General features: G+C 71.4%; 20 protein-coding genes and 2 pseudogenes. 6 read left to right on the forward strand and 16 right to left on the reverse strand.

Annotation, left to right across the window (positions count from 1 at the left end; translation table 11 throughout):
• Positions 1-8 precede the first annotated feature (8 nt).
• The 3 genes from ACIQ6Y_RS34720 to ACIQ6Y_RS34730 form a co-directional block, all read right to left on the reverse strand.
• Positions 9-884, reverse strand: coding sequence for a carbohydrate ABC transporter permease (locus tag ACIQ6Y_RS34720; RefSeq protein WP_404045455.1), 876 nt, complete (start codon positions 882-884; stop codon positions 9-11).
• A 15-nt stretch (positions 885-899) separates the two neighbouring features.
• Positions 900-1,859 (reverse strand): carbohydrate ABC transporter permease, encoded by a 960-nt coding sequence (locus ACIQ6Y_RS34725; protein ID WP_404045457.1) that lies wholly within the window; start codon positions 1,857-1,859, stop codon positions 900-902.
• A gap of 64 nt (positions 1,860-1,923) precedes the next feature.
• Positions 1,924-3,339, reverse strand: a complete 1,416-nt coding sequence (locus ACIQ6Y_RS34730) for an extracellular solute-binding protein (RefSeq protein ID WP_404045460.1) — start codon at positions 3,337-3,339, stop codon at positions 1,924-1,926.
• Between the two features lie 251 nt (positions 3,340-3,590).
• On the opposite strand from ACIQ6Y_RS34730, the gene ACIQ6Y_RS34735 reads away from it, so the two are divergent.
• Complete coding sequence (locus ACIQ6Y_RS34735) at positions 3,591-4,328, forward strand: hypothetical protein (protein ID WP_404045463.1); 738 nt, start codon at positions 3,591-3,593, stop codon at positions 4,326-4,328.
• Positions 4,321-4,899, forward strand: coding sequence for a hypothetical protein (locus ACIQ6Y_RS34740; RefSeq protein ID WP_404045466.1), 579 nt, complete (start codon positions 4,321-4,323; stop codon positions 4,897-4,899). Before ACIQ6Y_RS34735 ends, ACIQ6Y_RS34740 begins: the two co-directional genes overlap by 8 nt.
• Positions 4,900-4,902: 3 nt before the next feature.
• Here the strand turns inward: ACIQ6Y_RS34740 and ACIQ6Y_RS34745 are convergent, their stop codons facing one another.
• Together ACIQ6Y_RS34745 and ACIQ6Y_RS34750 are read right to left on the reverse strand one after the other, a co-directional pair.
• Positions 4,903-5,706: a hypothetical protein gene (locus ACIQ6Y_RS34745; RefSeq protein ID WP_404045468.1), complete on the reverse strand. Its 804-nt coding sequence runs from the start codon at positions 5,704-5,706 to the stop codon at positions 4,903-4,905.
• Between the two features lie 9 nt (positions 5,707-5,715).
• Entirely contained in the window at positions 5,716-6,555 is an 840-nt protein-coding gene (locus tag ACIQ6Y_RS34750; protein WP_404045471.1) for a class I SAM-dependent methyltransferase, read from the reverse strand.
• Between the two features lie 180 nt (positions 6,556-6,735).
• Here ACIQ6Y_RS34750 and ACIQ6Y_RS34755 point away from each other — a divergent pair, with 180 nt between their 5' ends.
• Positions 6,736-8,577, forward strand: coding sequence for a serine/threonine-protein kinase (locus tag ACIQ6Y_RS34755; RefSeq protein ID WP_404045474.1), 1,842 nt, complete (start codon positions 6,736-6,738; stop codon positions 8,575-8,577).
• 177 nt (positions 8,578-8,754) lie between these two features.
• Positions 8,755-9,261: an LGFP repeat-containing protein gene (locus ACIQ6Y_RS34760; protein WP_404045477.1), complete on the forward strand. Its 507-nt coding sequence runs from the start codon at positions 8,755-8,757 to the stop codon at positions 9,259-9,261.
• Positions 9,262-9,329: 68 nt separating this feature from the next.
• On the opposite strand, the gene ACIQ6Y_RS34765 is transcribed toward ACIQ6Y_RS34760, so the two are convergent.
• From ACIQ6Y_RS34765 to ACIQ6Y_RS34795, 7 genes and pseudogenes are all read right to left on the reverse strand, one after another.
• Positions 9,330-9,860, reverse strand: coding sequence for an SRPBCC family protein (locus ACIQ6Y_RS34765; protein WP_404045479.1), 531 nt, complete (start codon positions 9,858-9,860; stop codon positions 9,330-9,332).
• A 152-nt stretch (positions 9,861-10,012) separates the two neighbouring features.
• Positions 10,013-11,383 (reverse strand): PQQ-binding-like beta-propeller repeat protein, encoded by a 1,371-nt coding sequence (locus ACIQ6Y_RS34770; RefSeq protein ID WP_404045481.1) that lies wholly within the window; start codon positions 11,381-11,383, stop codon positions 10,013-10,015.
• Positions 11,380-11,925, reverse strand: coding sequence for a SigE family RNA polymerase sigma factor (locus tag ACIQ6Y_RS34775; protein ID WP_404045484.1), 546 nt, complete (start codon positions 11,923-11,925; stop codon positions 11,380-11,382). Before ACIQ6Y_RS34775 ends, ACIQ6Y_RS34770 begins: the two co-directional genes overlap by 4 nt.
• An 83-nt stretch (positions 11,926-12,008) precedes the next feature.
• Complete coding sequence (locus ACIQ6Y_RS34780) at positions 12,009-12,686, reverse strand: adenosylcobinamide amidohydrolase (RefSeq protein WP_404045487.1); 678 nt, start codon at positions 12,684-12,686, stop codon at positions 12,009-12,011.
• Between the two features lie 91 nt (positions 12,687-12,777).
• Positions 12,778-14,325 carry a serine hydrolase gene (locus tag ACIQ6Y_RS34785; RefSeq protein ID WP_404045490.1) on the reverse strand — a complete coding sequence of 516 codons (1,548 nt, stop codon included), beginning with the start codon at positions 14,323-14,325 and terminating at the stop codon, positions 12,778-12,780.
• 69 nt (positions 14,326-14,394) lie between these two features.
• Positions 14,395-14,640: pseudogene (locus ACIQ6Y_RS34790) on the reverse strand (5-methyltetrahydropteroyltriglutamate--homocysteine methyltransferase); the annotation flags it as partial.
• Positions 14,639-14,713, reverse strand: a pseudogene (locus tag ACIQ6Y_RS34795) (ABC transporter ATP-binding protein); the annotation flags it as partial. The pseudogenes ACIQ6Y_RS34795 and ACIQ6Y_RS34790, both read right to left, overlap by 2 nt.
• Positions 14,714-14,870: 157 nt before the next feature.
• On the opposite strand from ACIQ6Y_RS34795, the gene ACIQ6Y_RS34800 reads away from it, so the two are divergent.
• The gene (locus ACIQ6Y_RS34800) at positions 14,871-16,094 is read left to right on the forward strand and encodes an endonuclease/exonuclease/phosphatase family protein (RefSeq protein WP_404045493.1); all 1,224 of its coding nucleotides are present in this window, start codon (positions 14,871-14,873) and stop codon (positions 16,092-16,094) included.
• An 18-nt stretch (positions 16,095-16,112) separates the two neighbouring features.
• On the opposite strand, the gene ACIQ6Y_RS34805 is transcribed toward ACIQ6Y_RS34800, so the two are convergent.
• The 3 genes from ACIQ6Y_RS34805 to ACIQ6Y_RS34815 form a co-directional block, all read right to left on the reverse strand.
• On the reverse strand, positions 16,113-18,896 hold the full coding sequence (locus tag ACIQ6Y_RS34805) for a SpoIIE family protein phosphatase (RefSeq protein ID WP_404045495.1): 2,784 nt from the start codon (positions 18,894-18,896) through the stop codon (positions 16,113-16,115).
• 67 nt (positions 18,897-18,963) lie between these two features.
• A complete protein-coding gene (locus tag ACIQ6Y_RS34810; RefSeq protein WP_404045498.1) occupies positions 18,964-19,224 on the reverse strand; it encodes a hypothetical protein in 261 nt (86 codons plus the stop codon).
• Between the two features lie 162 nt (positions 19,225-19,386).
• Complete coding sequence (locus ACIQ6Y_RS34815) at positions 19,387-19,878, reverse strand: hypothetical protein (RefSeq protein WP_404045500.1); 492 nt, start codon at positions 19,876-19,878, stop codon at positions 19,387-19,389.
• A 254-nt stretch (positions 19,879-20,132) separates the two neighbouring features.
• On the opposite strand from ACIQ6Y_RS34815, the gene ACIQ6Y_RS34820 reads away from it, so the two are divergent.
• Entirely contained in the window at positions 20,133-20,648 is a 516-nt protein-coding gene (locus ACIQ6Y_RS34820; protein WP_404045502.1) for a hypothetical protein, read from the forward strand.
• A 21-nt stretch (positions 20,649-20,669) separates the two neighbouring features.
• On the opposite strand, the gene ACIQ6Y_RS34825 is transcribed toward ACIQ6Y_RS34820, so the two are convergent.
• Entirely contained in the window at positions 20,670-21,851 is a 1,182-nt protein-coding gene (locus ACIQ6Y_RS34825; protein ID WP_404045505.1) for an Ig-like domain-containing protein, read from the reverse strand.
• Positions 21,852-22,062: the final 211 nt, after the last annotated feature.

Consider the following 22,062-nt stretch of genomic DNA (forward strand, 5'->3'; position numbering starts at 1 on the left):
CAAGGGCCTCAGCCCTTGAGGCCGCCCGCGGTCAGGCCGCTCATGATGTTGCGCTGGAAGACCAGGAAGATGAGCAGCGTGGGCAGGGAGGCGATGGTGAGGGCGGCGATCAGGACGTTCACCGGTACGCCGTTGGACAGCGAGTAGATGCCGACGTTGAGGGTCTGCTTGGCAGGGTCGGGCAGGGTGAGCATCGGCCAGAGGAAGTCCTTCCAGACCCCGACGATCGCGAAGATCGACACGACGCCGAGGATGGGCCGCGAGATCGGCAGCACGATGGACCACAGGACGCGCGTCGGGGACGCGCCGTCCATGGCGGCGGCGTCGAGGAGTTCCTTGGGGATGGAGTCGAAGAACCGCTTGAGCAGGAAGATGTTGAAGGCGTTGGTGACCGACGGCAGCCAGATCGCCCAGGGCGTGTTCAGCAGGTTCCGCTCGACGATCGGCACGTCCAGGACGGTCAGGTACTGCGGTACGACGAGCACGGTCGCCGGGATCATCAGCGTGGCCAGCATCATGCCGAGGATCGCCTTGCCGAACACGGGCCGCAGCTTGGACAGCGAGTACGCGGCCGCCACGTCGAGGACCAGTTGGAAGGCGAGCGCGCCGAAGGCGTAGAAGAGGGTGTTGCCGAGCAGCTTGGCGAGGTCCATGACCTCCCAGGCGCGGCTGTAGTTCCCGGGCGTGAAGGACCCGGGCACCAGCGTCGGGGGTGTCCGGACGACTTCCTGCGCGTCTTTGAAGCCGCTGGAGATCAGCCAGTACAGCGGGCCGAGGAAGACCAGCGTGAAACCGCCGATGACCAGGGTGAACACGGCCCAGTAGAGGGCCTTGCCACGGGGTTTGGCGAGCTGGGCCGGCGAGATGAGCGTACGCGTGGACATGGTGGTCTCCCTGGCCTACTCGTCCTCGGCGCGGCTGAGCTTCACGTACGCCGCCGAGAACCCGGCGAGCAGTACGAGCAGGAGCAGGCCGAGGGCCGCCGCGGCACCGTAGTTGTTGAAGTTGAAGGCGTACTGGTAGATCAGGTAGACGACGGTCGTGGTGGAGCCCTCGGGGCCGGCGCCGCCGGTGAGCAGGAACGGCTCGACGAAGACCTGCATCGTGGAGATGATCTGCATGAGCAGCATCAGCGACAGGATCAGCCGCGTCTGCGGGATGGTGACGTGCCAGATCTTGCGGAAGAGCCCGGCCCCGTCGAGTTCGGCCGCCTCGTACAGCTCGCCGGGGATGCCCTGCAGGGCGGCCAGGTAGATGAGGGCGGCACCGCCCATGTTCATCCAGGTGGAGGCGAGGACGACGGAGAGCATGGACAGGTCCGCGTCCTGGAGCCACTGCTGTTCGGGCAGGTGGAGGAAGCCCAGCAGCTCGTTGAGCAGGCCGTAGCCGGGGTCGTAGAGGTACTTGAAGAGCAGCACCGAGGCGACCGGCGGGAGCATCACGGGCAGATAGACGAGCAGGCGGAGGTAGCCCTTGCCGTGGTGGAACTCGTTGATGACGATCGCGACGACGAACGGCACGGCGAAGCCGAAGACGAGGGCCAGCACGGTGAAGAGCAGGGTGTTGCGCCAGGCCTGCCAGAAGGCGGGGTCGTTGAAGACGGTGGTGAGGTTGTCCAGGCCGACCCAGGTGGTCTCGCCGCCCTCGGTCTTCTGGAAGGCCAGGAAGAACTCCCTGATCATCGGATACCAGGAGAACACGGCGAAGCAGACGACCGCGCCGATGAGGAATCCGTGCGCCGTCAGATTGCGTCGCAGGCTCCTGGTGAAGGCGCCGCCGGAGGGGGCGCGGGAGGTATGGCGTGGCTGCGGAGGGCGGGGAGGTCCCACCTTGCCGGGGGTCAGGCTGGGGGCCGACATCGATGCTCCTCGGTACGTGGTCTGCCGGGCGGGCGGCCGGCGCGGCCTGCCCGCCCGGGGCGGGTCACTGGTTGGCGAGAACCTGGTTCACCTGTGACTCGGCCGTGTCGAGGAGCTCGTCGATGTCGGCGTCCTCGTTGGTGAGGATGCCGGACATGACGTTGTCGAGGACCTTGTAGATCTCCTGCGCCTTCGGCGGCTCGGCCTTGCCGGGCACCGGGTTGTCCATGAACGCCTTGAAGTTGGCGACCGGCATGGTGGCGTTGGCGACGCGCGCGGCGTCGTCCTTCTGCTTGGACTCACCCAGCCAGAAGTTGGGCTGCGGCACACCGACCGGGAGCTTGTCGGCCTTGGTGCGGGCCCAGTCGAACTGGCCCTTGCCGACGGTGAGGTTCTTGAAGTTCAGCCAGGCGACCGCGGCCTTGACCTTGTCGCCTGAGATGCCCTTCTTGATCATGTAGTTGTTGCCGCCGGCCAGGGTGTTCTTCTCGCCGGGGATCGGTCCCATGCCGAAGTTCTCGTACTTCGCGCCGAGTTGCTGGACCATGTACGCGATGTCGTCCGGCGCGGCGAGGAACATGCCGAGCTTGTCGGTGGCGATCTGCTTCTGCAGGTCGCCCCACTTCAGCAGCTGGGTCTTGCCCATGCTGTCGTCGTCCCAGCGCATGGCGTGGAGGTTGGCGGCGACCTGCTTGCCGAGGTCGTCGTTGAACGCGGCCTTCTTGCCGGTGGCGTCCACGATGTCGCCGCCGAGGCTGTACATGTGCGCGGTGAAGTGCCAGCCGCCGGTGTTGCCCGCGCTGTACTCGCCGAAGCCCGCGATGCCGTCCCCGAGGCCGGCGATCTTCTTGGCGGCGGTACGGACCTCCGCCCAGGTGCGCGGCGGGTTGTCGGGGTCGAGACCGGCCTGCTCAAAGAGGGTGCGGTTGATGAGCAGGCCCATCGTGTAGTTGCTGGTGGGCAGGCCGTAGAGCTTGCCGTCGTGCTTCAGCGAGGCGAGGACGTTCGGGTCGATGTCCTTCAGGGCCGGGACGGTCCTGTCGTTGACGTAGGCGGTGATGTCCTCGGCGCCGTCGTGGTCGAGGACCTGCGCCAGGTCGGTGAAGTAGGTGTAGAACACGTCCGGCTGGGACTTGGCCTTCAGCATCGCGGTGAAGCGCGGGGGTTCCAGGCACTGGCCGGGGGTGGAACGGCCCTCGATGGTGACGTTCGGATACGTCTTGTTGAACTCGGCGACGTCCTCCTTCCACTCCTTCAGCTCCGCCGCCTTCGCCGCCGGGGGCATGCAGTCGATGGTGATCGTCACCTTCGTCTTCGGGTCCAGCGGGGCGGAGGGATCCGACGAGCCGCTCCCGCCTGCGGCACCACCGTCGTCGTCGCTGCTGCTGGTGCCGCAGGCGGCGAGCGCGCTCAGCGTCAGTGCGGAGACGAGGGCGACCGCGCTGGCGCGGCGGGTACGGCGGAGCCGGGCACTTCTCATGGGTGGTCCCCTTCGGGCATGTACGTGGACGTCACCCCACCACCGGACGGCGGATGCGCTGTGGGGCGGGGCACACTCAACCACCGCCAACAGATGAACGCAATATCTCGCGCACGGTTTGCAAATCCTCGACAACGGGCCGTCAGTTGGCCGTCGGAAGCGGTGTCCGAGACTCCGCCACGGACCCGCGCGCCGCCCTACTGTGGGCCGGGCGCTGCCCTGTCGTCCGACCAGCGAGGAGCCTCGAGGCCGTGAACGTCGAGATCGATCCGCTCGTACGCGAGACCGCCGCCCGGTTGGGAGCCGGCGTCCCCTACGCCTTGAAGGCGGTCGCCGGGCTGCCGGCCGACGACCCGGACCTGGGCCGGCCCTCGGGCCTTCCCGGCATCCTCACCGTGACGCTCGACGGCGACATGGTCGAGGACTGCCCGGCCCTGGCCATCGGCTACATCCGCGAGCCGGACCGGGTCGAGATCCGGTACGTGAGCGCGGTGCCCTCACCCGAGCCCGCCACCGTCGACAACGAGGGTGCGGAGCAGGTCCGGTCAGCCGACCCGGCCACCGATGCGCTCGTGGTGCGGGAGGTCGCCGACGCCTGGCACCGCATCATCCACCGGCTCCTCCAGGACGCCCCGGACTCCTACGCGGCGCTCCGCGCCGGCGCCACCCCCGCCGACCTCGCCGCCCTGGAGGACGCCCTCGACACACGCCGTTGCGCGGAACCACGTCACCGTCTGGAAGCCCACCTGGATCCCGGTCATCACCCATGGCGCGGCCGACCGCACGTCCGGGCTGTACCTGGACAGCGCGACCGGCTACCTGGGCCGGCGGTCCCGCTACCACGAACCTCCTGCCGAGGAACTCGACACGCTGGTCACATACTTGGAAGGGGCTGCCGACATGCTCTGACCGTGTCGCCCGCCGAGGCGCCGGAAGTCGCTCGGCGCCATGAGTCCGGCCCTCTGCTGTTGAATGAGCCGCATGAATGAGGCTGCTGTTCTGCGACTCCGTCAGGCCGTCCGACGCATTCAGGACGCCACTCGGGACCGTGGCACCACGGGGCGCGGCGCGGAGGAGGCGGACGACGTCGCCGGTACGTTCGCCACGGACGGCGCGCTCGGCTTCGACCCGTTCCCTTTCCTCCGGGCCCTGCACGAGGCCGGTTCGCACGCGCTGGTCGTCGGACAGGTCGCCGGCATCATGCACGCCTCCACGGAACTGACCGGCGACCTCGACCTGTTGTGGGACGGCACACCCGAGGAGGCACGCGCCCTGCGAGCGGCCCTGACCGCGACAGGCTGCTCCCACCTGCCCGATCTCGACCGGCCGGAGGCGGCCTACCAGGTGACCGGCGCCTCCGGAGACCTGTGCACACCGGCCCTGCCCTGGGGCGACATGGACGTCGCCCCCTGCCTGGACCGGGCGGTGCACGCCCACGACCCGGCGGGTTTCACCGTCCGCTACGCCGCGCTGGACGACCTGATCCGTATGCGGCGCTCCCTCGGCCGTCCCAAGGACCACCGACGCGCGGACGAACTGGAACGCCTGCACGCACGCTGACCCTCAGCACGCCGCGAACGACCAGAAGACGCCGACCTCTTCGTCGTTGACCGCGATGAGCCCCAAGTCACCGAAGAAGTCCAGGCCGTTCAGGTACTCGGAGGTGAGGAAGCCGTGGGAGCGGGTGTCCTGGAGGCCGGCCGCGACGAAATCCGGGGCCGGATCGGTGGCGGCGGCCGTCGCGTTGGTCCAGTGGCGCGCAGTGGGGCCGTACCGGTCGAGCAGGGTTCGGGCGTCCGCCAGTACGGCGTCCCGGTCCGGGCGGGAGCGGACGGGGGCCGGTTCCGTCTGCCACTCCTCGGCCATGACGGCGAGCGCGGCCACCGCCGCCCGGGGCTCCAGGGGATGGAGGTGGTCGGGGAACTGCGCTGCGGCCGGGGGTGCGAAGGGATACGCCGGCACCGAGTGGCGCGCGGTGTTCCTGCGGTCCGGGTCGAGCCGGATCCAGCCGCGCGGGTCGGGCACCGTCCGGTGCATGACGGCGAGCACGTCGTGCGCCCAGTCCTCGTGCCGCCGGGGTCCGGTGGCCGCGAAGACGTACACGTCGTCGAGGAGGCGCAGTGCCGACGCGTTCCAGGGGCAGCGGCGGCTGCGGAACTCCACCAGAAGGCCGCCGACTTCGCGTCTGAAGGCATCCTCGGGGCTGCGCGGGAAGCTCAGCAGCCGGCCGAGCGCCCAGGTTAGGAGTGCGCCCGGCCCCTCCCCGGCACGAGCGGCGACCTCCTGCGGAAGCGCCACGTCAGCCCCGTCCCACAGTGCCTCCAGGTGGGCGTCGAGCAGGTTCAGGGCGGTCCGGTCGGTGGGCATCGGGCCACTCTAGGCGGTCTCCTCCGGGTCAGGTTCCGGTGCCGGGTGGCGTGGCACCGGTGTCCCGTGGGTGACGCGGAGTTTGGACTGGCCGTGGGGCAGGCGCTCCCAGTCGTCCATGAACCGTGCCTCCAGGCCGTGCCTGTGCGCCAGCCGTACGAGGGTCTGTGTGCGGTAGTAGAAGTCCTCGCGCAGCACCTGGTGCTCGGTGCCCTCGGTGCGGTCGAAGGTGAAGTCGAAGAAGCCGCCCGGCGCCAGGACGCGGCCCACATGGCCCAGGCATTCGTCGATGACGTCCAGCGGCGAATGGGAGAACACGCTGTGCGCGTGGACCACCGTGAACCAGCCGTCGGGGAGGAAGTCCAGTCTCAGGTCGTCCACCGGGGTCAGATACGGCACCTTGTCCTGGAGCCCGTAGCGCACCAGCGTCTTCTTCGCCTCGATCAGGATGTCGGGCGAGATGTCGATGCCGTAGTAGTGGCCCGGCTCCAGATGCCGGATGAACCGCCAGCCCGCGCGCAGGTTGCCGCAGCCGATCTCCAGCATCCTGTCCTCGGGCCGCAGTCCGTGGCCGAGCAGGTAGTCGAACTGCATGCGGCCGATCTCCAGCCACCGCTCCTGCGAGGGGTTGCCGCCGGTCGCCGCCTGTGGGCTGCGGGCCGTGTCGCTCGCCATCACCGCCCGGTAGTACGCCACATGGCTGCCGCGGTGCTTCAGCCGCAGCCACCCGTCCCGGGCGGCGCGCCGCGCGTACGGCACCACCCGGCCCGGGTGCCGCAGCGCGTACCGCAGCCGGTAGCCCAGCCGCGCCCGGTTCCGCGACGCACGCGCCTCGGGGGTTCCCGGCATGACACCTCCCTGCTCCGACACCGGCGTGACACCTCCACACTCCACCGTGCACCCGCGGGCGCCGACCGGCAGCCCGGGCCGGTCCGTGCGGGCGGGGCGGGCACTCGCACGGGGGTGGCGGTGCACCTGTAGCCCGACCTGGGCGGGGCCCTGTCACCGGGATCTCGTAGGCTCCGGGCCATGAACGACGGGGAATCCGGCAGACGGGTCATCGACGGCCGCTTCGAGCTCGAGGCGCGCCTCGGTGGCGGCGGTATGGGCATGGTGTGGCGGGCGCGCGATCTGGTCCTGGACCGGGCCGTGGCGCTCAAGGAGGTACGGCCGCCCGACCCGGGGCTCGCCGAGTACGACCCGCACGGCGCGGCGATGCTGCGGGCCCGGGTCCTGCGCGAGGCGCGGGCGCTCGCCCGGGTCGACCACCCCAACGTGGTGACCATCCACCATGTGGTGGACGGCGGGGAGCACACCTACCCGTGGCTCGTCATGGAGCTGGTGACCGGCGGCTCGCTCCAGGACCGGCTCGCGAAGGGACCGCTGACGCCCGTCGAGGCCGCCCGGCTCGGCCGCGAGGTACTGGCCGCGCTGCGCGCCGCCCACCATGTCGGCATCCAGCACCGGGACGTGAAGCCCGCCAACGTCCTGCTGAGGCCCGACGGACGCCCCGTCCTCACCGACTTCGGCATCGCGGCCATCAGGGAGTCGACCGCCCTGACCGCGACCGGGTCCGTCATCGGCACGCCCGACTACATGGCACCCGAACGCATCTCCGGCGCCGAGGGCGGCCCCGGCTCCGACCTGTGGTCGCTGGCGATGATGCTGTACGTCGCCGTCGAGGGGCATCACCCGCTGCGCAGGGGAACGACCCTGGCGACGCTGGCGGCCCTGCTGAGCGAGGAGCTTCCGCCGCCGCAGCGGGCCGGTCCGCTGACCGGCTTCCTGACCGCCATGCTGGTCAAGGACCCGGCCCTCCGGCCGGACACGACGGCCGCCGACCGCATGCTCGCGGAAGCGGTGGCAGGCCGCGACGCGGCCCCGAGCACTCCCCACGCGTCGGACACTCCGTACGGGACCACCTCGTACCGGCTGACGCCCCCGTCGGGACCGACACCCACCCCGCCCGCCGGGTCCGCCCCTCCCGCCGGGTCCAGCCCTCTCGCCGGGTCCGCCCCGCCCGGAGGGTCCAGCCCCTCCGCCGCGTCCGCCCCGGCCGGCTTCGGGCCGCCGCCGGCCGGCTTCGGACCGTCGGCTCCGCAGGACGCCGTTCCGGGCCCCTTCGCCCCGCCCACCTTCTCCCCGGCAGGCCCCACACGGCCGACGCCGCCACGACCGGGCACTCGCGCGCGGAGCCGGGTCGCGATCGCCTCGTCCGTCGTGGGGACGGTGCTGGTGGGCGTGCTGGTGTGGACCCTGCTGCCGGACGGAGGCGACAAGGGCGATCGGACAGCGGGCGACAAGAGCGGTCGGACAGCGACCGGCTCACCCGGCTCGTCCTCCACCACGCCCGAGGAGTCGACTCCCCCACCGCCCACGGCGTCCGGTACGGCATCGACGCCCCAGATCGACGCGAAGACCGGTCTGCTCACCCCGGACGGCATCCGGACGGCGGTGAAGGAGATCAAGGCGGCGACCGGCACGGATCGCGCGTGCGACTTCAGCGTCTATCCGGAATACGTGTCCGCGGAAATCATGGTCAAGGGCAGCGACACGAAATACGACAGCTACACGTACCGCCCTGGTGAAGGTGTCCAGAAAGGAATCATCAGCGACTCGATCATCGGCGGCGAACGCCCGTTCCACCTCGACGACTTCGACTGGGACGTCCTGCCCGCGCTGCTGGAACGGGCCGAGAAGGACCTGAACGTGCCACAGCCGACCATGCGTTACGTCCTGGTCCGCCCGCCCGACGACACCTTCGACACCCCGTTGGCATTGGCCGTCTATCTCACCGACGAATACGACGCCGGCTACTTGGAAGCCGATCTGAAAGGCAAGGTGACCCGCGTGATGCCGGCCGAGGACTGAGCGGCGTATTCACGTCATGGTGACAGCCGTTCATTGTGGAATGCGAAACGAATTCCCCGGTGGCCGTCGCCGCGACGCGCTCCTAAACTGAAGGGGATTCTGCCTGCCGGCCGGCGAAGCCGCCTCTTCCGCAGGTCAGGCCCCCGACAGGGCGGGCGCCGACACCCGGAGGCCAGCATGACCGCAATCGACGAAAAATGGGCTCAGATCCAGTGGATCGGCCCCCCGTTCGACGCAGGAGCAGGAAGCGGAGAGGGGCCGAACCCCGACGGTCGCGGCTCGTCACGCGACTTCGCGAACGGTTCCATCTACTGGTCGTCCGGCACGGGCGCCCATGAGGTCCACGGGGACATCCGGCTCAAGTACGCGCAGCTGCGCGGATCGAGCGGATTCCTCGGCTATCCGGCGACCGACGAGCTGGGCTGCCCCGACGGCGTCGGGCGTTTCAACCACTTCGAGGGCGGCTCGATCTACTGGACTCCGCAGACCGGCTCGCACGAGGTGCACGGCGCGATCCGCGACAAGTGGGCGAGCATGGGCTGGGAGACCTGCTACCTCGGCTACCCCGTCTCCGACGAGATGGGCCCGAGCCCGGACCAGCGCGTCAGCCGCTTCCAGCACGGAGACATCATCTGGTCGCCGCAGGCCGGGGCGGTCGACCGGCACTCGCAGACCATCGACTGACCGCGAAGGGCACACGACGCGGAAGAGCCCGGTCCGTGGGGTCCGGGCTCCTCGGGGCGGCGACGGTCTCAGCGGGCCTGTTCCGCCCGCTCCTTGATGCCGCGCAGGGTGTTCTCCATCCCGGTGAGCCATTCCTTCTGGCGACCGGTGATGATCTGTTCCTTCAGCTCGGGGCTGCTCTCCACGATCAGCGTGAGGCCGCTGCGTCCCGGGCCGAAGGCGGCCGTCTGGCGCAGCCGCGTGCCGTCGCCGTCGGGAGCCAGGTCGAAGCGCCAGAAGGCCAGTGCCTGGGCCGGTTCCCGTGCTGCGTCCCCGAACAGGCCGTCCTCGTCCAGGACCGCCCAGGCGAACGCGCGGTGTTCGTCGAGCTCCACCACATGGGACACGGTCCGCCACTCCGCTCCGGTGTGATGGCGGTTGTGGCCCTCGAAGCGCGCCCCGAGCGAGGGACGGTCCACGCCGTCGAGCCAGGCCACGCGCTGCAGCTCAGGGCTGTGCCGGGCGGGAAGGTGGATGTCGGTCACCAGCTCCCAGACCTGCGGCGCAGCCGCATCTACATATAAGTCGCAGTGCACTTGCGGAAGTTCGACCCAAGTCATGTCGCCCTCTCGGTGTGGTTGGGGACGCCGGCCCCGACGACCGACGCCCAGGCCCGCCGCCAGCAGGCTAGTCGAAAGGGGCGTACACGGGCCTTCGGCTACATGACGCTCTGCACGTGATCCTCGGCACCCGCCGGCTCCGGCTCCTCATCTCAGGTACCCGTGTCGGTCAACACCGGTTCGATCCGGAAGAGTTCACGGCCGACCTGGCCGACGAGGCCGTGGTCGTAGACCATCAGCTCCGGGGCGACGCCTCCCTCCACCGGGCTCTTGGGTACCTGCACCTGGCCGCGCCAGCGCACCGCGCCGCTGTCGAGGTCGAGGCCCACCAGGTTGCCGGAGGGGTCGAGGTAGTACGCCACCCGGCTGTCGAGGTCGACCGCAGCCTGGGAGGACAGTTCCCGCATCATGGGGTCGCGCGGGTCCTTGCGCAGGGTCAGTCCGAGGTCGCGCGACCAGAGCCGCTCGCCGCTGTCGGCCGCGTAGGCGACGGCACGGTCGGCCCGGGAGAAGGCCAGCACGATGCCGTCCGCGACCACGCCCATCGGCATCCCCTCGACGCGATGCTCCGACACCTTGCCGGAGCTGAGCTCGACGCGGGTCAGCGTGGCGGGTCCGGGCTCGCCGAAGTACTGCTGCCCCTCGGTCAGACCGCCCAGCAGTACGGCGTCCCCGTCCGTGCCGAGGTACAGCCTCGGGCCGTCGACCGTGGCGACCGTCCGCGGCGTGCCGGTTTCCGGGTCCAGCCGGACGACGGTGCTGCGCTGCGGGGCCTTCTCGCTGTCCGGCGAGCACATCAGGTAGGGCACGCCGTCGACGGCGTCCCGGTCGCAGTCGGCCTGCTTCCACGCATGGGTCCACAGGGTGCGGCCCGTCTTGTCGTCCAGCGCGGCCACGCTCTTGAAGGTGGGGGCGTTGGCGAGGATCCCGCCGTCGAACAGCACGGCGGAGGACCGGCCTCGGCTGTCGTCGGCCAACTGGTGCTTCCACAGCACCTCGTTGCTGCCGGCATCGACGGCGACGAGGTCGGTCCGTGCTCGGGGCTTGCCCGGCGCGTGATCGGCGTACGTGTACAGCACCCCGTCGCGGACACCGGCCAGCGCTCCCGCCGGTGTCCGGTCGGTGTCACCGCCCTCGGCCTTCCGCTCCCACACGATCTTCCCGGTACGGGCGTCCACATGGATGCCGTCGTACTCGGGGCCCCGGCAGTACACGGCACTCGGACCGGTGGTGCAGGCGTCCCAGGCCGTGCCGGGCAGCGTGGTCTGCCACAGCAGGTTGCCCTGGTCCGTCGTCCCCGAGGCCGGTGGCCGCGCCCCGTTGTCGCCGCCGGGGCCGGTGGCCAGGACCGCGCCGAAGGCGACACCGGCCAGGCCGAGGGCCGCGCCGGTGACCCGTACGACATTGCGGCGCCGGCGGCGGCGCACGATGCGGTCGGCGATGCCCGCGGGCGCGCCCTGGTCGTCGGGGGTCCAGTGGTGCAGGACGTCCCGGATCGCGCGGTCGAGCTGGTCGGCGTTCATGTGTGGGCTCCCTTCGGGACGCTGTTGCTCAAGGCGGCGCTCTGCACGGGTGCGCCCAACTCCGGGGCGAGACTGCGCAGTCGGGCCAGGGACCGGTGGGTGGTGCTGCGTACGGTGCCCACCGAGCAGCCCAGGACGCTCGCCACCTCCGTCTCGGACAGGTCCTCGAAGTAGCGCAGCACGAGCATCGTGCGCTGCCTCGGGGTGAGCCGGGCGAGCGCCTGGGCCACGCTGATCCGCAGATCGGCGGCGGCCGTGCCGTCGGCGACGCCGAGGTCCTGCGGCGGCGCGGCGAAGGTCGCCTCGCGGTGCGGTCGGCGCAGTCTCCAGCGGCTGATCTGGTGCCGGTACATCACCTTGCGCACATAGCCCTCCGGGTCGTCGACATGCCCCCAGCGCCCCAGCGCCTTCATCAGGGCGATCTGCACGAGGTCCTCGGCCTCGTGCCGGTCACCACCGGTGAGCAGGTTCGCCAGGCGCAGCAGAGTGCTCCACCGTGCGTCGACAAAATCCCGGAATCTCTCGTGTTCCTGCGGGTCCATGGGCCCTCCCGTTCGCTGACGTACTCAAGGACGCGCGGGCCGTTGACGATCTATGTCTGCCGCTCGGAACTTTCTTCGGCGGGTCACAGCGAGGGGACTGCGGCGCGTACGGCGCCGTGCACGGCCCGGGCCAGCCGGGCGCCCCACAAGGAGCGGGGCCCGGCGAACGCCACGGTCTCCTCGCCGACTTGGGGGATGCGGGCCGCGACGCACACGGCGTCGGTAGGCGTCCCCGAGCAGTCGTATCCGGCGTCGAGCAGTGCCTGGACCTTGGCCTCCGTGGCGGTGGCGACGGCGTTGACCAGCGCCGCGTCGGTGAGGGGCACGGGGACGGCGACGACGATGTTGACCGTGCCCGGGGGCACCTGACCGGCGACGCCCTCGGCCGGGGAGGCGGCCCACCCGCGCACACCGAGCCCGGCGGTGGCCACCGCGTCCACGCCGCCGTCGTGGGTCCGGCCGTACGCGCCGACGTCGGCGGCGGTCATCAGCCCGACCCCCGGACCGCGGGCACCCGCGTCCGCCGCCAGTTCCGCCAGGTGCCGGTCCGGGTCGGTGCGCCGGTAGCCGTGGGAGACCTGGGCGTTGAGCACCCACGACCGCTCCCCCAGGCCGCCGCCCAGGACCGCGCTGCTGATCATCCGCCAGCCGCCGCCCGCCATCCAGAGCAGCGCGCGCAGGCTCTCGCCGTCCTCGACGCGCGCCAACTCCTGGACTTCGAAGGGGCCGGTGGCGGTACAGGGCGGGACGACGGTGCTCACCGGTCGGGTTCTCCTCGGCGTGGCAGGGACCGACCGATCCTATGCGGCGCCGTCCGGGGCCCGTCCGGCAGGAGGCGGTTGAGCGAGCGGGTCAGCCGCCGGTACGAGTGAAGGTGCCCAGCCCCTCGGCGTCCAGGTACTCGACGGTGAAGGACTTGCCGTCCGGGGTGAAGGTGACCCCGGTGAGGCCGACGGCGTTCTCCCCGGCGGTGCGGAAGCTGAACGTGTCGCCGTCGTAGTGCGTGAGGCGGTACGACTGGGGCTTCGGGCCCAGACGGAGCGTCAGGGTGTCGTCCTCGCCGGCGACGACCTGGGCCCGCCCGTAGTAGTCGCTTTCGTACGTGCCGGTGTAGGCGTCGGCGTCCTTCCCGGGCGCGGCGTCGGACGGCGGGTGGGCGTAGTCGGTCTTGGACCGGCCCTCTTCCTCCTGCTGCTGGTAGACGGCGTCCACGAGGGGGATCCAGTCGCGGCTGACCTTGCCCGTCTGCGCGATGTCGAAGAAGTCCAGGGCGACGGCGTCGGCGACCCCGACCGGTGAGGTGTTGCTCAGGACGACGATGCCGAGCTGCTCGCCGGGCAGCATCGTGACGTTGGTGTGCGCGCCCTGCGCGAACGCCCCGGTGTGGGAGAGCCTGAGCCGGCCCTCGTCGTCGTAACTCACGTTCCAGCCCAGGCCGTAGAAGCCGGTCCGGCCGGCCGGGGCGTGGGGCGGGCTGGCGACCGACTCGGGCCAGTGGGTGCGCTCCAGGGCGTCGGCGTCGATGATCTGCCGGCCGTCGAGCTTGCCGTTCGCGAGCTGGAGCCGCAGCCATTTCGCCATGTCCCGGGCGTTGGAGCTGACGCCGCCCGCGGGGGACTGCGCGTCCGGCTCGCGTACGAACTCGGGCTTCCAGGTGCCGTCGGCGGTCTTGACGTGGCCCCAGGCCCGGTTGGAGGCCTTGGCGTAGTCCTCGAAGCGTGAGCTGGTGGAATCCATGCCGGCCGGCTTGTAGAGGGTGTCGGCGGCGAGCTTCTCCCAGGACACGCCCTTCTCGTCCGCGACGGCCTGAGCGGCCGCCGTCAGACCGAAGTTGGTGTAGGCGTAGCTGGCGCGGAACGGCGTGAGGGGCTCGTAGCGCAGATGGGACAGGATGTACGACCGGTCGTAGCCGAGGTCCTCCAAGTGGTCCCCGGCGTGGTCGGGGAGGCCGCTGCGGTGCGCGAAGAGGTCCGCGACCGTCACATGGGAGGTGACCCACGGGTCCTTGAGGCGGAAGTCGGGCAGGTTCGGGGCGACGGGCTTGTCCCAGCCTTCGACGCCCACGGCCCCGGAGACGACGGTTGAGGCGATCGGCTTGGACACGGACGCCAACTGGAAGACGGTGTCGGCGTCCACGGCGGCCTTCTCACCGGCCTTCCGGACCCCGTACCCCTTCTGGAAGATCACCTTGCCGTCGTGGACGACCGCGACGGCCACACCTGGCGTCCCCGTGCGCTTCATGGCCGCCCGGACCACTCCGTCGAGCTGGTCCACCGCCCGCTGCACCTCCGCGTCGTCCAGCTGGGGCGGCGGCTGCGGCGGGGGCGGCGAGGGCCCCGGTGCGGCGGCTCCCAGCAGCGCCGTCAGCCCGGCGGTGGCAATCCATGCGAGAGTGCTCACCTTTCCATTGAACGGCTGACGGCGCGGTCTGTCGCGCGCTGCCGGGGACTCTTCCCAGTGCCGCCTCGATTACAGGCCGAGAGCCCGACCGGCGACTTCCGTCCCCCTGACACGGGCCTCGATCTTGGCGAAGGCGATGTCGCGGGAGGTGGAGGTGTCGTCGGCGTACGGGGAGAAGCCGCAGTCGTCGCAGGTGCCGAGCTGCTCGACCGGGATGTGCCGGGCGGCCGGCAGGACGCGGTCGCGTACCACTTCAGGCGTCTCCACCACCGGGTCGATGGGGTCCGGCCCGCCGACGAACACCCGGATGCCGGGCCGCAGTTGGCCGGCCCTGGCGGATCATCAGGACGTGGGTGAAGCCGGGGGCGATTTCCTCGACGTGGAGCGTGCCCCAGGGAGAGCCGGCCGTACTCGGCCATCGACGACCGGTGTCGACGGCGTGGTAGAGGTACACCTCGCGCGGCTTGCGACCGCGCTGGGGGTGCTGCTGGACAGCGTCGCCGTGCGGTGGGAGCGGGTGCGGAACCGAGAGGAGGGGGAGCCAGGTGGAGCGGGCGGACAGGGACGGAACGTCGGCGGGGACGGCGGCCGTGCCCGCGGAGGCGCGGGGGCGGCTCCATGCCGCGCTCGCAGCGGGCGCACGGGGGCGGCTCCATGCCGCGCTCGCAGCGGGCGCACGGGGGCGGCTCCATGCCGCGCTCGCAGCGGGCGCACGGGGGCGGCTCCATGCCGCGTTCGCAGCGGGCGCGCGGGGGCGGCTCCATGCCGCGTTCGCAGCGGAGGCGCGGGGGCGGCTCCATGCCGCGTTCGCAGCGGAGGCGCGGGGGCGGCTCCATGCCGCGTTCGCAGCGGAGGCGCGGGGGCGGGTGCAGGCCGCGTTCGCGGTGCTGACGGCCGGGTTGCTGCTGTTCCACCGGGCGGTGCCCAACTCGGTGGGCCGTCTCGGCAGTCTGCTGGAGGCGTTCCTGCCGTGGCTCGGCCTGGTGATCCCGGTCCTGCTCGTCCTGGGGTTGGTGCGCCGCTCGGCCACCGCGCTGGTGGCCCTGCTCCTGCCGGTGGCGGCCTGGACCCACCTCTTCGGCGGGCTGCTCCTGCCCGCGGGGCGGCCCGGCCCGCACGACCTGCTCGTGGTCCAGCACAACGTCAGCGACACCAACACCGACCCGGCGGGCACGGCCCGCGCCCTCGCCGGCGCCGGCGCCGATCTCGTCGCGCTGGAGGAGCTGGTGCCCCCGGCACGGTCGGTGTACGAGAGGACCCTCGCCCCGGACTACCCGTACCACGCGGTCCGGGGCACCGTCGGCCTGTGGTCGAAGCACCCGATCGGCGAGGTCCGGGCCCTGGACATCAGGCCGCGGGGCATCGCGGGCGCATGGAGTCGCGGACTGCGCGCCGTGGTGCGCACACCGCACGGCGAGATCGCGGCGTACGTCGCGCATCTGCCCTCGGTCCGCATGCGGGCGAGCGGCTTCGCCTCCTCCCTGCGGGACGAGAGTGCCGGCCTGCTCGGCGAGGCCGTCGCCGCGGAGGAACTGCGCACAGTGATCCTGATGGGCGACCTCAACGGTTCGGCGCACGACCGCGGGCTGGCCCCGCTCACCTCACGGATGAACGTGGCGGAGCGCGGGTTCGCCCTCAGCTTTCCCGCGGCCTTTCCGCTGGCCCGGATCGACCAGGTCATGGCCCGCTCCGCGACCGTCGCAGACCTGCGCACCCTGCCGGCGACGGGCAGTGACCACCTCCCGGTCGCGGCGCGGATCACCCTGTGACCGGTCGGGTCTTCCCGCTCACCAGGCCAGTTCGTCGATCAGTGCGGTCGGGTCCGGTTCGTGCGTACGGCCCAGGATCTGTTCGGCCCAGATGACCTTGCCCGTGGCGGCGTAGCGGGTGCCCCAGCGGTCGGCGAACTGGGAGACGAGGAACAGGCCGCGGCCTCCTTCGTCGGTGGTGGCGGCGCGGCGCAGACGGGGTGAGGTGTTGCTGCCGTCCGAGACCTCCAGGACGAGGGTGCGGCCGAGCAGCAGCCTGACGCGTACGGGCGGGGCGCCGTAGCGGATGGCGTTGGTGAGGAGTTCGCTGAGGATGAGTTCCGTGGTGAAGGACGACTCCTCCAGGCCCCAGTCGTCGAGGCGGCGGCTGACCTCCGTACGGATGCGGGAGACGGCCATGACGTCGGACGGTACGTCCCAGGTGGCGACGCGGGACGGGTCGAGCAGCCGGGTGCGGGCGACCAGCAGGGCCACGTCGTCGCTGGGGCGGCCGTGCATCATCGACTCCATGACGGCGCGGCAGGTCTCCTCCGGTGTGCGGTCGGCGCCGACGACGGCCGAGCGGAGCCTGTGCAGGCCCTCGTCGATGTCGCTGCCGCGGTCCTCGATGAGTCCGTCGGTGAACAGCACCAGCCGGCTGCCCTCGGGCAGGTCCAGCTCGCCGACCTCGAAGGGGTGCCCGCCGACGCCCAGCGGCGGCGACAGCGGGAGGTCGGGGAACGTCACCCGGCCGTCGGGGTCCACCACGGCCGGTGCGAGGTGTCCGGCGCGGGAGAGGGCGCAGCGCCCGCCGACCGGGTCGTAGATGGCGTACAGGCAGGTGGCTCCGGTGACCGGGGCGTCGTCGCTGTCACCGTTCGCCGTACGGGTGTCCAGCATGGTCACCATCTCGTCGAGGTGGCCGAGGAGTTCGTCGGGGGCGATGTCCAGCGAGGCGAAGTTCAGTACGGCGGTGCGCAGCCGGCCCATGGTCACGGCCGCGTGCAGCCCGTGCCCGACGATGTCGCCGACCACGAGCGCCACCCGGAAGCCGGGCAGCGGGATGACGTCGAACCAGTCGCCGCCCACGCCGGCCTGCGCGGGCAGATAGCGCCAGGCGATCTCCAGCGCGTCCTGCTCCGGGACGTCCCGCGGCAGCAGGCTGCGTTGCAGGGTGACGGCCATGGCGTGCTCGCGGGCGTAGCGGCGGGCATTGTCGATCGCGACGGCGGCCCGGGCGACCAGTTCCTCGGCGACCGCGACGTCCTCCTCCTCGAAGGGAGGGGAGCCCTCGCCCCGCCAGAAGTTGACCATGCCGAGGACCACGCCCCGGGCTCGCAGGGAGACGGTGATCAGCGAGTGGATGCCGTACTCGAGTGCCTGTTGCGCCCCTTCAGGGTCGTGGGCCCGCCAGTCATGGGCGCTGTTCAGGTCGGCGACCCGTACGGCCTTGCCGCGGTGCAGCGCCGCCACCATCGGGGTGTCGGCCACCACGAACTGGATCAGGTCTCCCACCGGCTGCAGCGGATGCCCGCTCTGCCGCCCGCTGAGCGCTGTGCGGCGCATCCGCCGGACGGCGCCGGTGGGCTCCTCGCCGCGCAGGACGGAGTCGAGGAGTTCGACGGTGACGAAGTCGGCCATGCGGGGGACCGCCACCTCGGCGAGTTCCTCCGCCGTCCGCCGGATGTCCAGCGTGGTGCCGATGCGTACGCCCGCCTCGTAGAGGAGGGTCAGCCGTCCCCGCGCCTCCTCGGCCTGGCCGGACAGGGCCCGCAGTTCCGTGGTGTCGCGGAAGGTGGCCACCACTCCTGGGGCGCCGCCGAAGGGCTCGGTGAGCCGGGTGTTGACGGCGAGCAGCCGCTCCCCGGCCGGGAGCAACTCGTCGGAGACGGGCTCGCCCGACCCCAGCAGCCTGGTCAGGCGGGGGCTGAGCCCCAGCTCGGTGACGGGCCGCTGGTCGGCGCCCTCGGGGAGGTCGAGGAGCCGGCGTGCCTCGTCGTTGGCGAGCATCAGGCGTCCGTCGCCGCCGACGATCAGGACGCCCTCGCGGACGGCGTGCAGTACGGCGTCGTGGTGCTCGAACATCCGGGTCATCTCTGCCGGGCCGAGACCGTGCGTCTGCCGGCGCAGCCGGCTGCTGACCAGGGCCGTGCCGACGGTGGCGAGCGACAGCGCGCCCGCCGCCACGACCAGCATCATCGGGACCTGGTCGTACAGCACCTGCCCCAGCGTGTCGAACTGGATGCCGGCGCTGACCATGCCGACCACGCGCCCGTCGCCGTCCCGCACGGGCACCACCGCGCGTACGGCGTCGGTGGGCTCGCCATGGAACGTCTCGGTGAAGGTCTCCCCCGCGGCGGCCCGGGCCACGCCCTCCGCCTTGGTGCCGATCAGCTCGGGCCGGGGGTCGGTGAGCCGCACCCCGTCCTTGCTCAGCACGGTGATGAAGTCGACGCCGGACTGCCGCCGGGCCGCCTCCGCCGCCGCCTGCAGCCGTGCCGTGGGATCCGGCGACATGAGCGCGGCGGCCGTACCGGGCGGATGCGCGAAGCCCTCCGCCACGGCCAGGCACCGGTTCTTGGCGCCCTGCTCGGCCTCGTAGCGTCCCTGGACCACCAGGGCCGCGACCGCCGCCGCGATCAGCACCAGCACGATGAGGACCTGGAGCAGGAAGACCTGCGCGGCGAGCGTACGGACGCTCAGGGACGGGGGCAGGTGACGCCCGGGGGGATGCTGCGCCCCCGGACGGCGGGACGACTCGGAGGAGCGGCGTCCACCGAACGGCGCCGCTCTCGTCCAGGACCGGCGGGAAGGACCGATCATGTCCCATTTCTAGCACTATGCCGAGTGTGCGGGCGAATGCTGCGGTTGGCCGGTCCGGAGTGCGAGGTCAGCCGAAGTCGGGGATGGGGTGGCCGGAGGTGAGGGCCGCGGCGATGCGCTGAGCAATGGTGTGGGCGCTGTGGCCGTGCGGGGCGTTGCGGCCCTGTGCGGTCGACACGGCGATGGCCAGGCGCTCGGACGGCAGGAAGGTCCATCTCCGCCCGGGCCTGCCGGGCGATCCGCAGCACGTCACGTGCCGGGCCGTGCTCGGGCGTACGGGAGTCGACGCGCGGCCGGCGGTCGCCGCCGTCACCCGCCGCGCTGCCACCGGCTGTCACCGCCGTACCGAGCACGACGAGTGCGGCGACGGCGGCGAGGCGCGACCGTGTCCGTGTCCGTGTCCGTGTCAGGGAACGAGTCGCTTTCATGCCCCGGGGACAGCCGACCCGCACGGACGCCACCCGTCAGGCGCCTGTTGCCGCAGGCCGTGTCAGTGCAGGATCTCCGCCCGCATCCGCTCATTCGGGGTCGCGATGTCCCAGTAGTGGGCGGTGCCCCGCGCGTCGCTGTAGACGCCGGTGCCGCCGGTGACGGCCATGTCGAGTTCACTCGCTCCGCTCGTCCAGAGCGACTGCATGGTCAGTGAGCCGCGCTCGAGTTCGATCGTGATCAGGCACTGCGTCGTGCGCTTCTCGCCCTCGAGGTGGACGACCTGACACGATCCGCCGCCGCGTCCGACGCGACGGCCGTCCTGAAGGGCGTTGCCCGAGTAGACGTCCATGTCGCCGAGGCTCGGCCCTGCCGGGCCGAGGTCCGTGGCCGCGTACTGGTCGTTCTGAATGGTGAGGTCGAGGACTTCGACGTGACGCCCTTCCTGGGCGCCGGCGCCGGCGTCGGCACTGCCCGCGGCGCAGACACCGACGACCGCGGCGACCAGTGACACGGCGGCGAACCTCGCGAGCGTGGGGCGTGTGGTGACCATGGTGAATCCCTCCCTGTGAAGCCTGTGACGTCCTTGCGAACACCCTTGACGTTATGTCTCGCGAGTCATCCCGTCTAAGATCAATATCGCTATGCCGTCATGTCCTCTGAGGCATGGCTCACGACCGGGGGTCGGCCTGCGGGGCAGCGGGACGGCACCCAGCTCGGCGGCGGTTCCCCGAAAACCGCAACGCCCGCATATTCGGAGTCCGCGTGGGAAACCGGCCCGGTGAGGACGCGCGGAAGGGGTTCGACATGAGCCAGGGCAGCACCGGTCCTCAGCACCTCCCCCAGCCGCTGCGGGCCGTCGCCTCCGGGCTGAGCCGTCTGCCGGGTGCGGGACAGGTCGGCAGGGTGGCCGAAGGCGCGCTGGACCGGATCGGGGCGGTCTCTCCCCGCGGGCGCCGTATGGCGGTCTACGCCGGAGCCGGAGTGCTCGGCGTGGCCGGCGCGGTGGAGTGGCCGGTCGCCCTCACGGGAGCGGCCGTCGCATGGCTCACCCAGCCACGGCCCCAACAGGGCGAGCAGCAGCAAGAGCAACAGCAACAGCAACAGGACGAGGCCGCCGACCCCTCGGGCCCCGGCGACGACACGGCGGAGCCGCAGGAGGCGGCGGGCGACGAGCCGGCGCCCACCCACTCCAACTCCCACTCCCACCACGAGCACGTGCACGAGACGGCCGCCAAGGTCGGCGACCCGGCCACGGCATCGGCCCTCAAGCAGGTCGCGGAAGCCTCCGCCCACCACGACCCGGCAGGGCCGGGAGCATGACCTGCCCCGCCGCTACGTGCCTCACAGCGCGCTCTTGTTCCGCCACTCCTCCCACGGCACGTTCCACGCCCCGAAGCCGTTGCCCGGGTCGACCACGCCCTTGGTCTCCTTGCCGGTGATCTCGAAGGGATCGCCGGGCCGTACCTGCGCGTAGAACCAGGCCGCGTCGGCGTCGCTCATGCCGATGCAGCCGGAGCTGTGGTTGGTGTTGCCGAAGTAGGCGGCGTTCCAGGGGGCGGCGTGCGCATACATGCCGGACCAGGTCAGGCGCATCGAGTAGTCGACCATCTTGTCGTAGGCGTCGCCGAGGCCGACTGTCTCGGAGTTCATGTTGATGGTGCCCTCCTTGGCCATGAGGACGGCCGTTCCCCGCCAGGACCGCTTGTCGCCGCCGGGTGTGCCGCCGGAGACCGGGATACGGCGGACGGTCCGGCCGTCGCGTACGAGCGAGAGCCGGTGGCTGTCGAGGTCGACCTTGACGATCTGCCGGGTGCCTATCGTGAAGGTCGTCGTGTAGTCGCGGACGAACCAGCCGCCGCCGGCGCCCGAGTCGGTGCCGTTCAGCTCGGCGTCGAGCGTGACCTTCGTGCCCGGCTTCCAGTACGTGTGGGGGCGCCAGTCGACCCGGTCGCGGCCCGACCAGTCGCGTATCCAGCCCCAGGACCCCTCGGTGCCGTCCGACGTGGTGACCTTCAGCTGCTTCTCGACCTCGGCCCGGTTGCGGACGGGGTTGTCGAAGACGAGGGAGATCGGCTGGGCGATGCCGACGGTGGAGGCGGTGCCCGGTCGCCAGTCGACCTTGTTGACCTTGTCGGCGGCGGCCGTCGTGAAGGAGGACCTGGTGGTCCTGGTCGTCCCGGCCTGCGTGCGGGTCGTCGCGGTGACCGTGTACGCCGTGCCGGGCGCGGCCTTGCGGTGGGAGACCCACGATCTGCCGCCGGCCGCGACCTTTCCGTCGAGCCGGTCGCCCTCGTCGTCGGTGACGGTCACCGAGGTGAGGCTGCCGCCCGTGGCGGTGACCGTGACGGGCTTGCCGGGCGTGGCCTGCTGTCCGGTCGGGGTGACGGTGACCGTGACGGGACGGTCGTCGGCGCTCCTGGTCGCCTTCGCGTCCGACGCGGCGGGCGACGCGGTCGACGAGCACGCGGCGAGCGGCGCCAGCAGGGCCGCGGCGAGGGCGGCGCGGACATGTGTGCGGTGCAACGGGACCTCCGTGACGAACGGATCGATGAACAGATCGATGAAGCGGATCGATGAATGGATCGATGAATGGATCAATGAGACGGACGTGCCAACGCACTTGGCGGACGATCGTGACTGTAGAGCCGGAAAACGCCTGGTCAGCCGCTGCGGGCCGATGTGACGGCGACTGGTGAGGAACGGTCATGGTCCCGTCACATTCGCCGGACGGAGC

This window comes from Streptomyces sp. NPDC096205, assembly GCF_044763135.1.
Classification (GTDB): domain Bacteria; phylum Actinomycetota; class Actinomycetes; order Streptomycetales; family Streptomycetaceae; genus Streptomyces.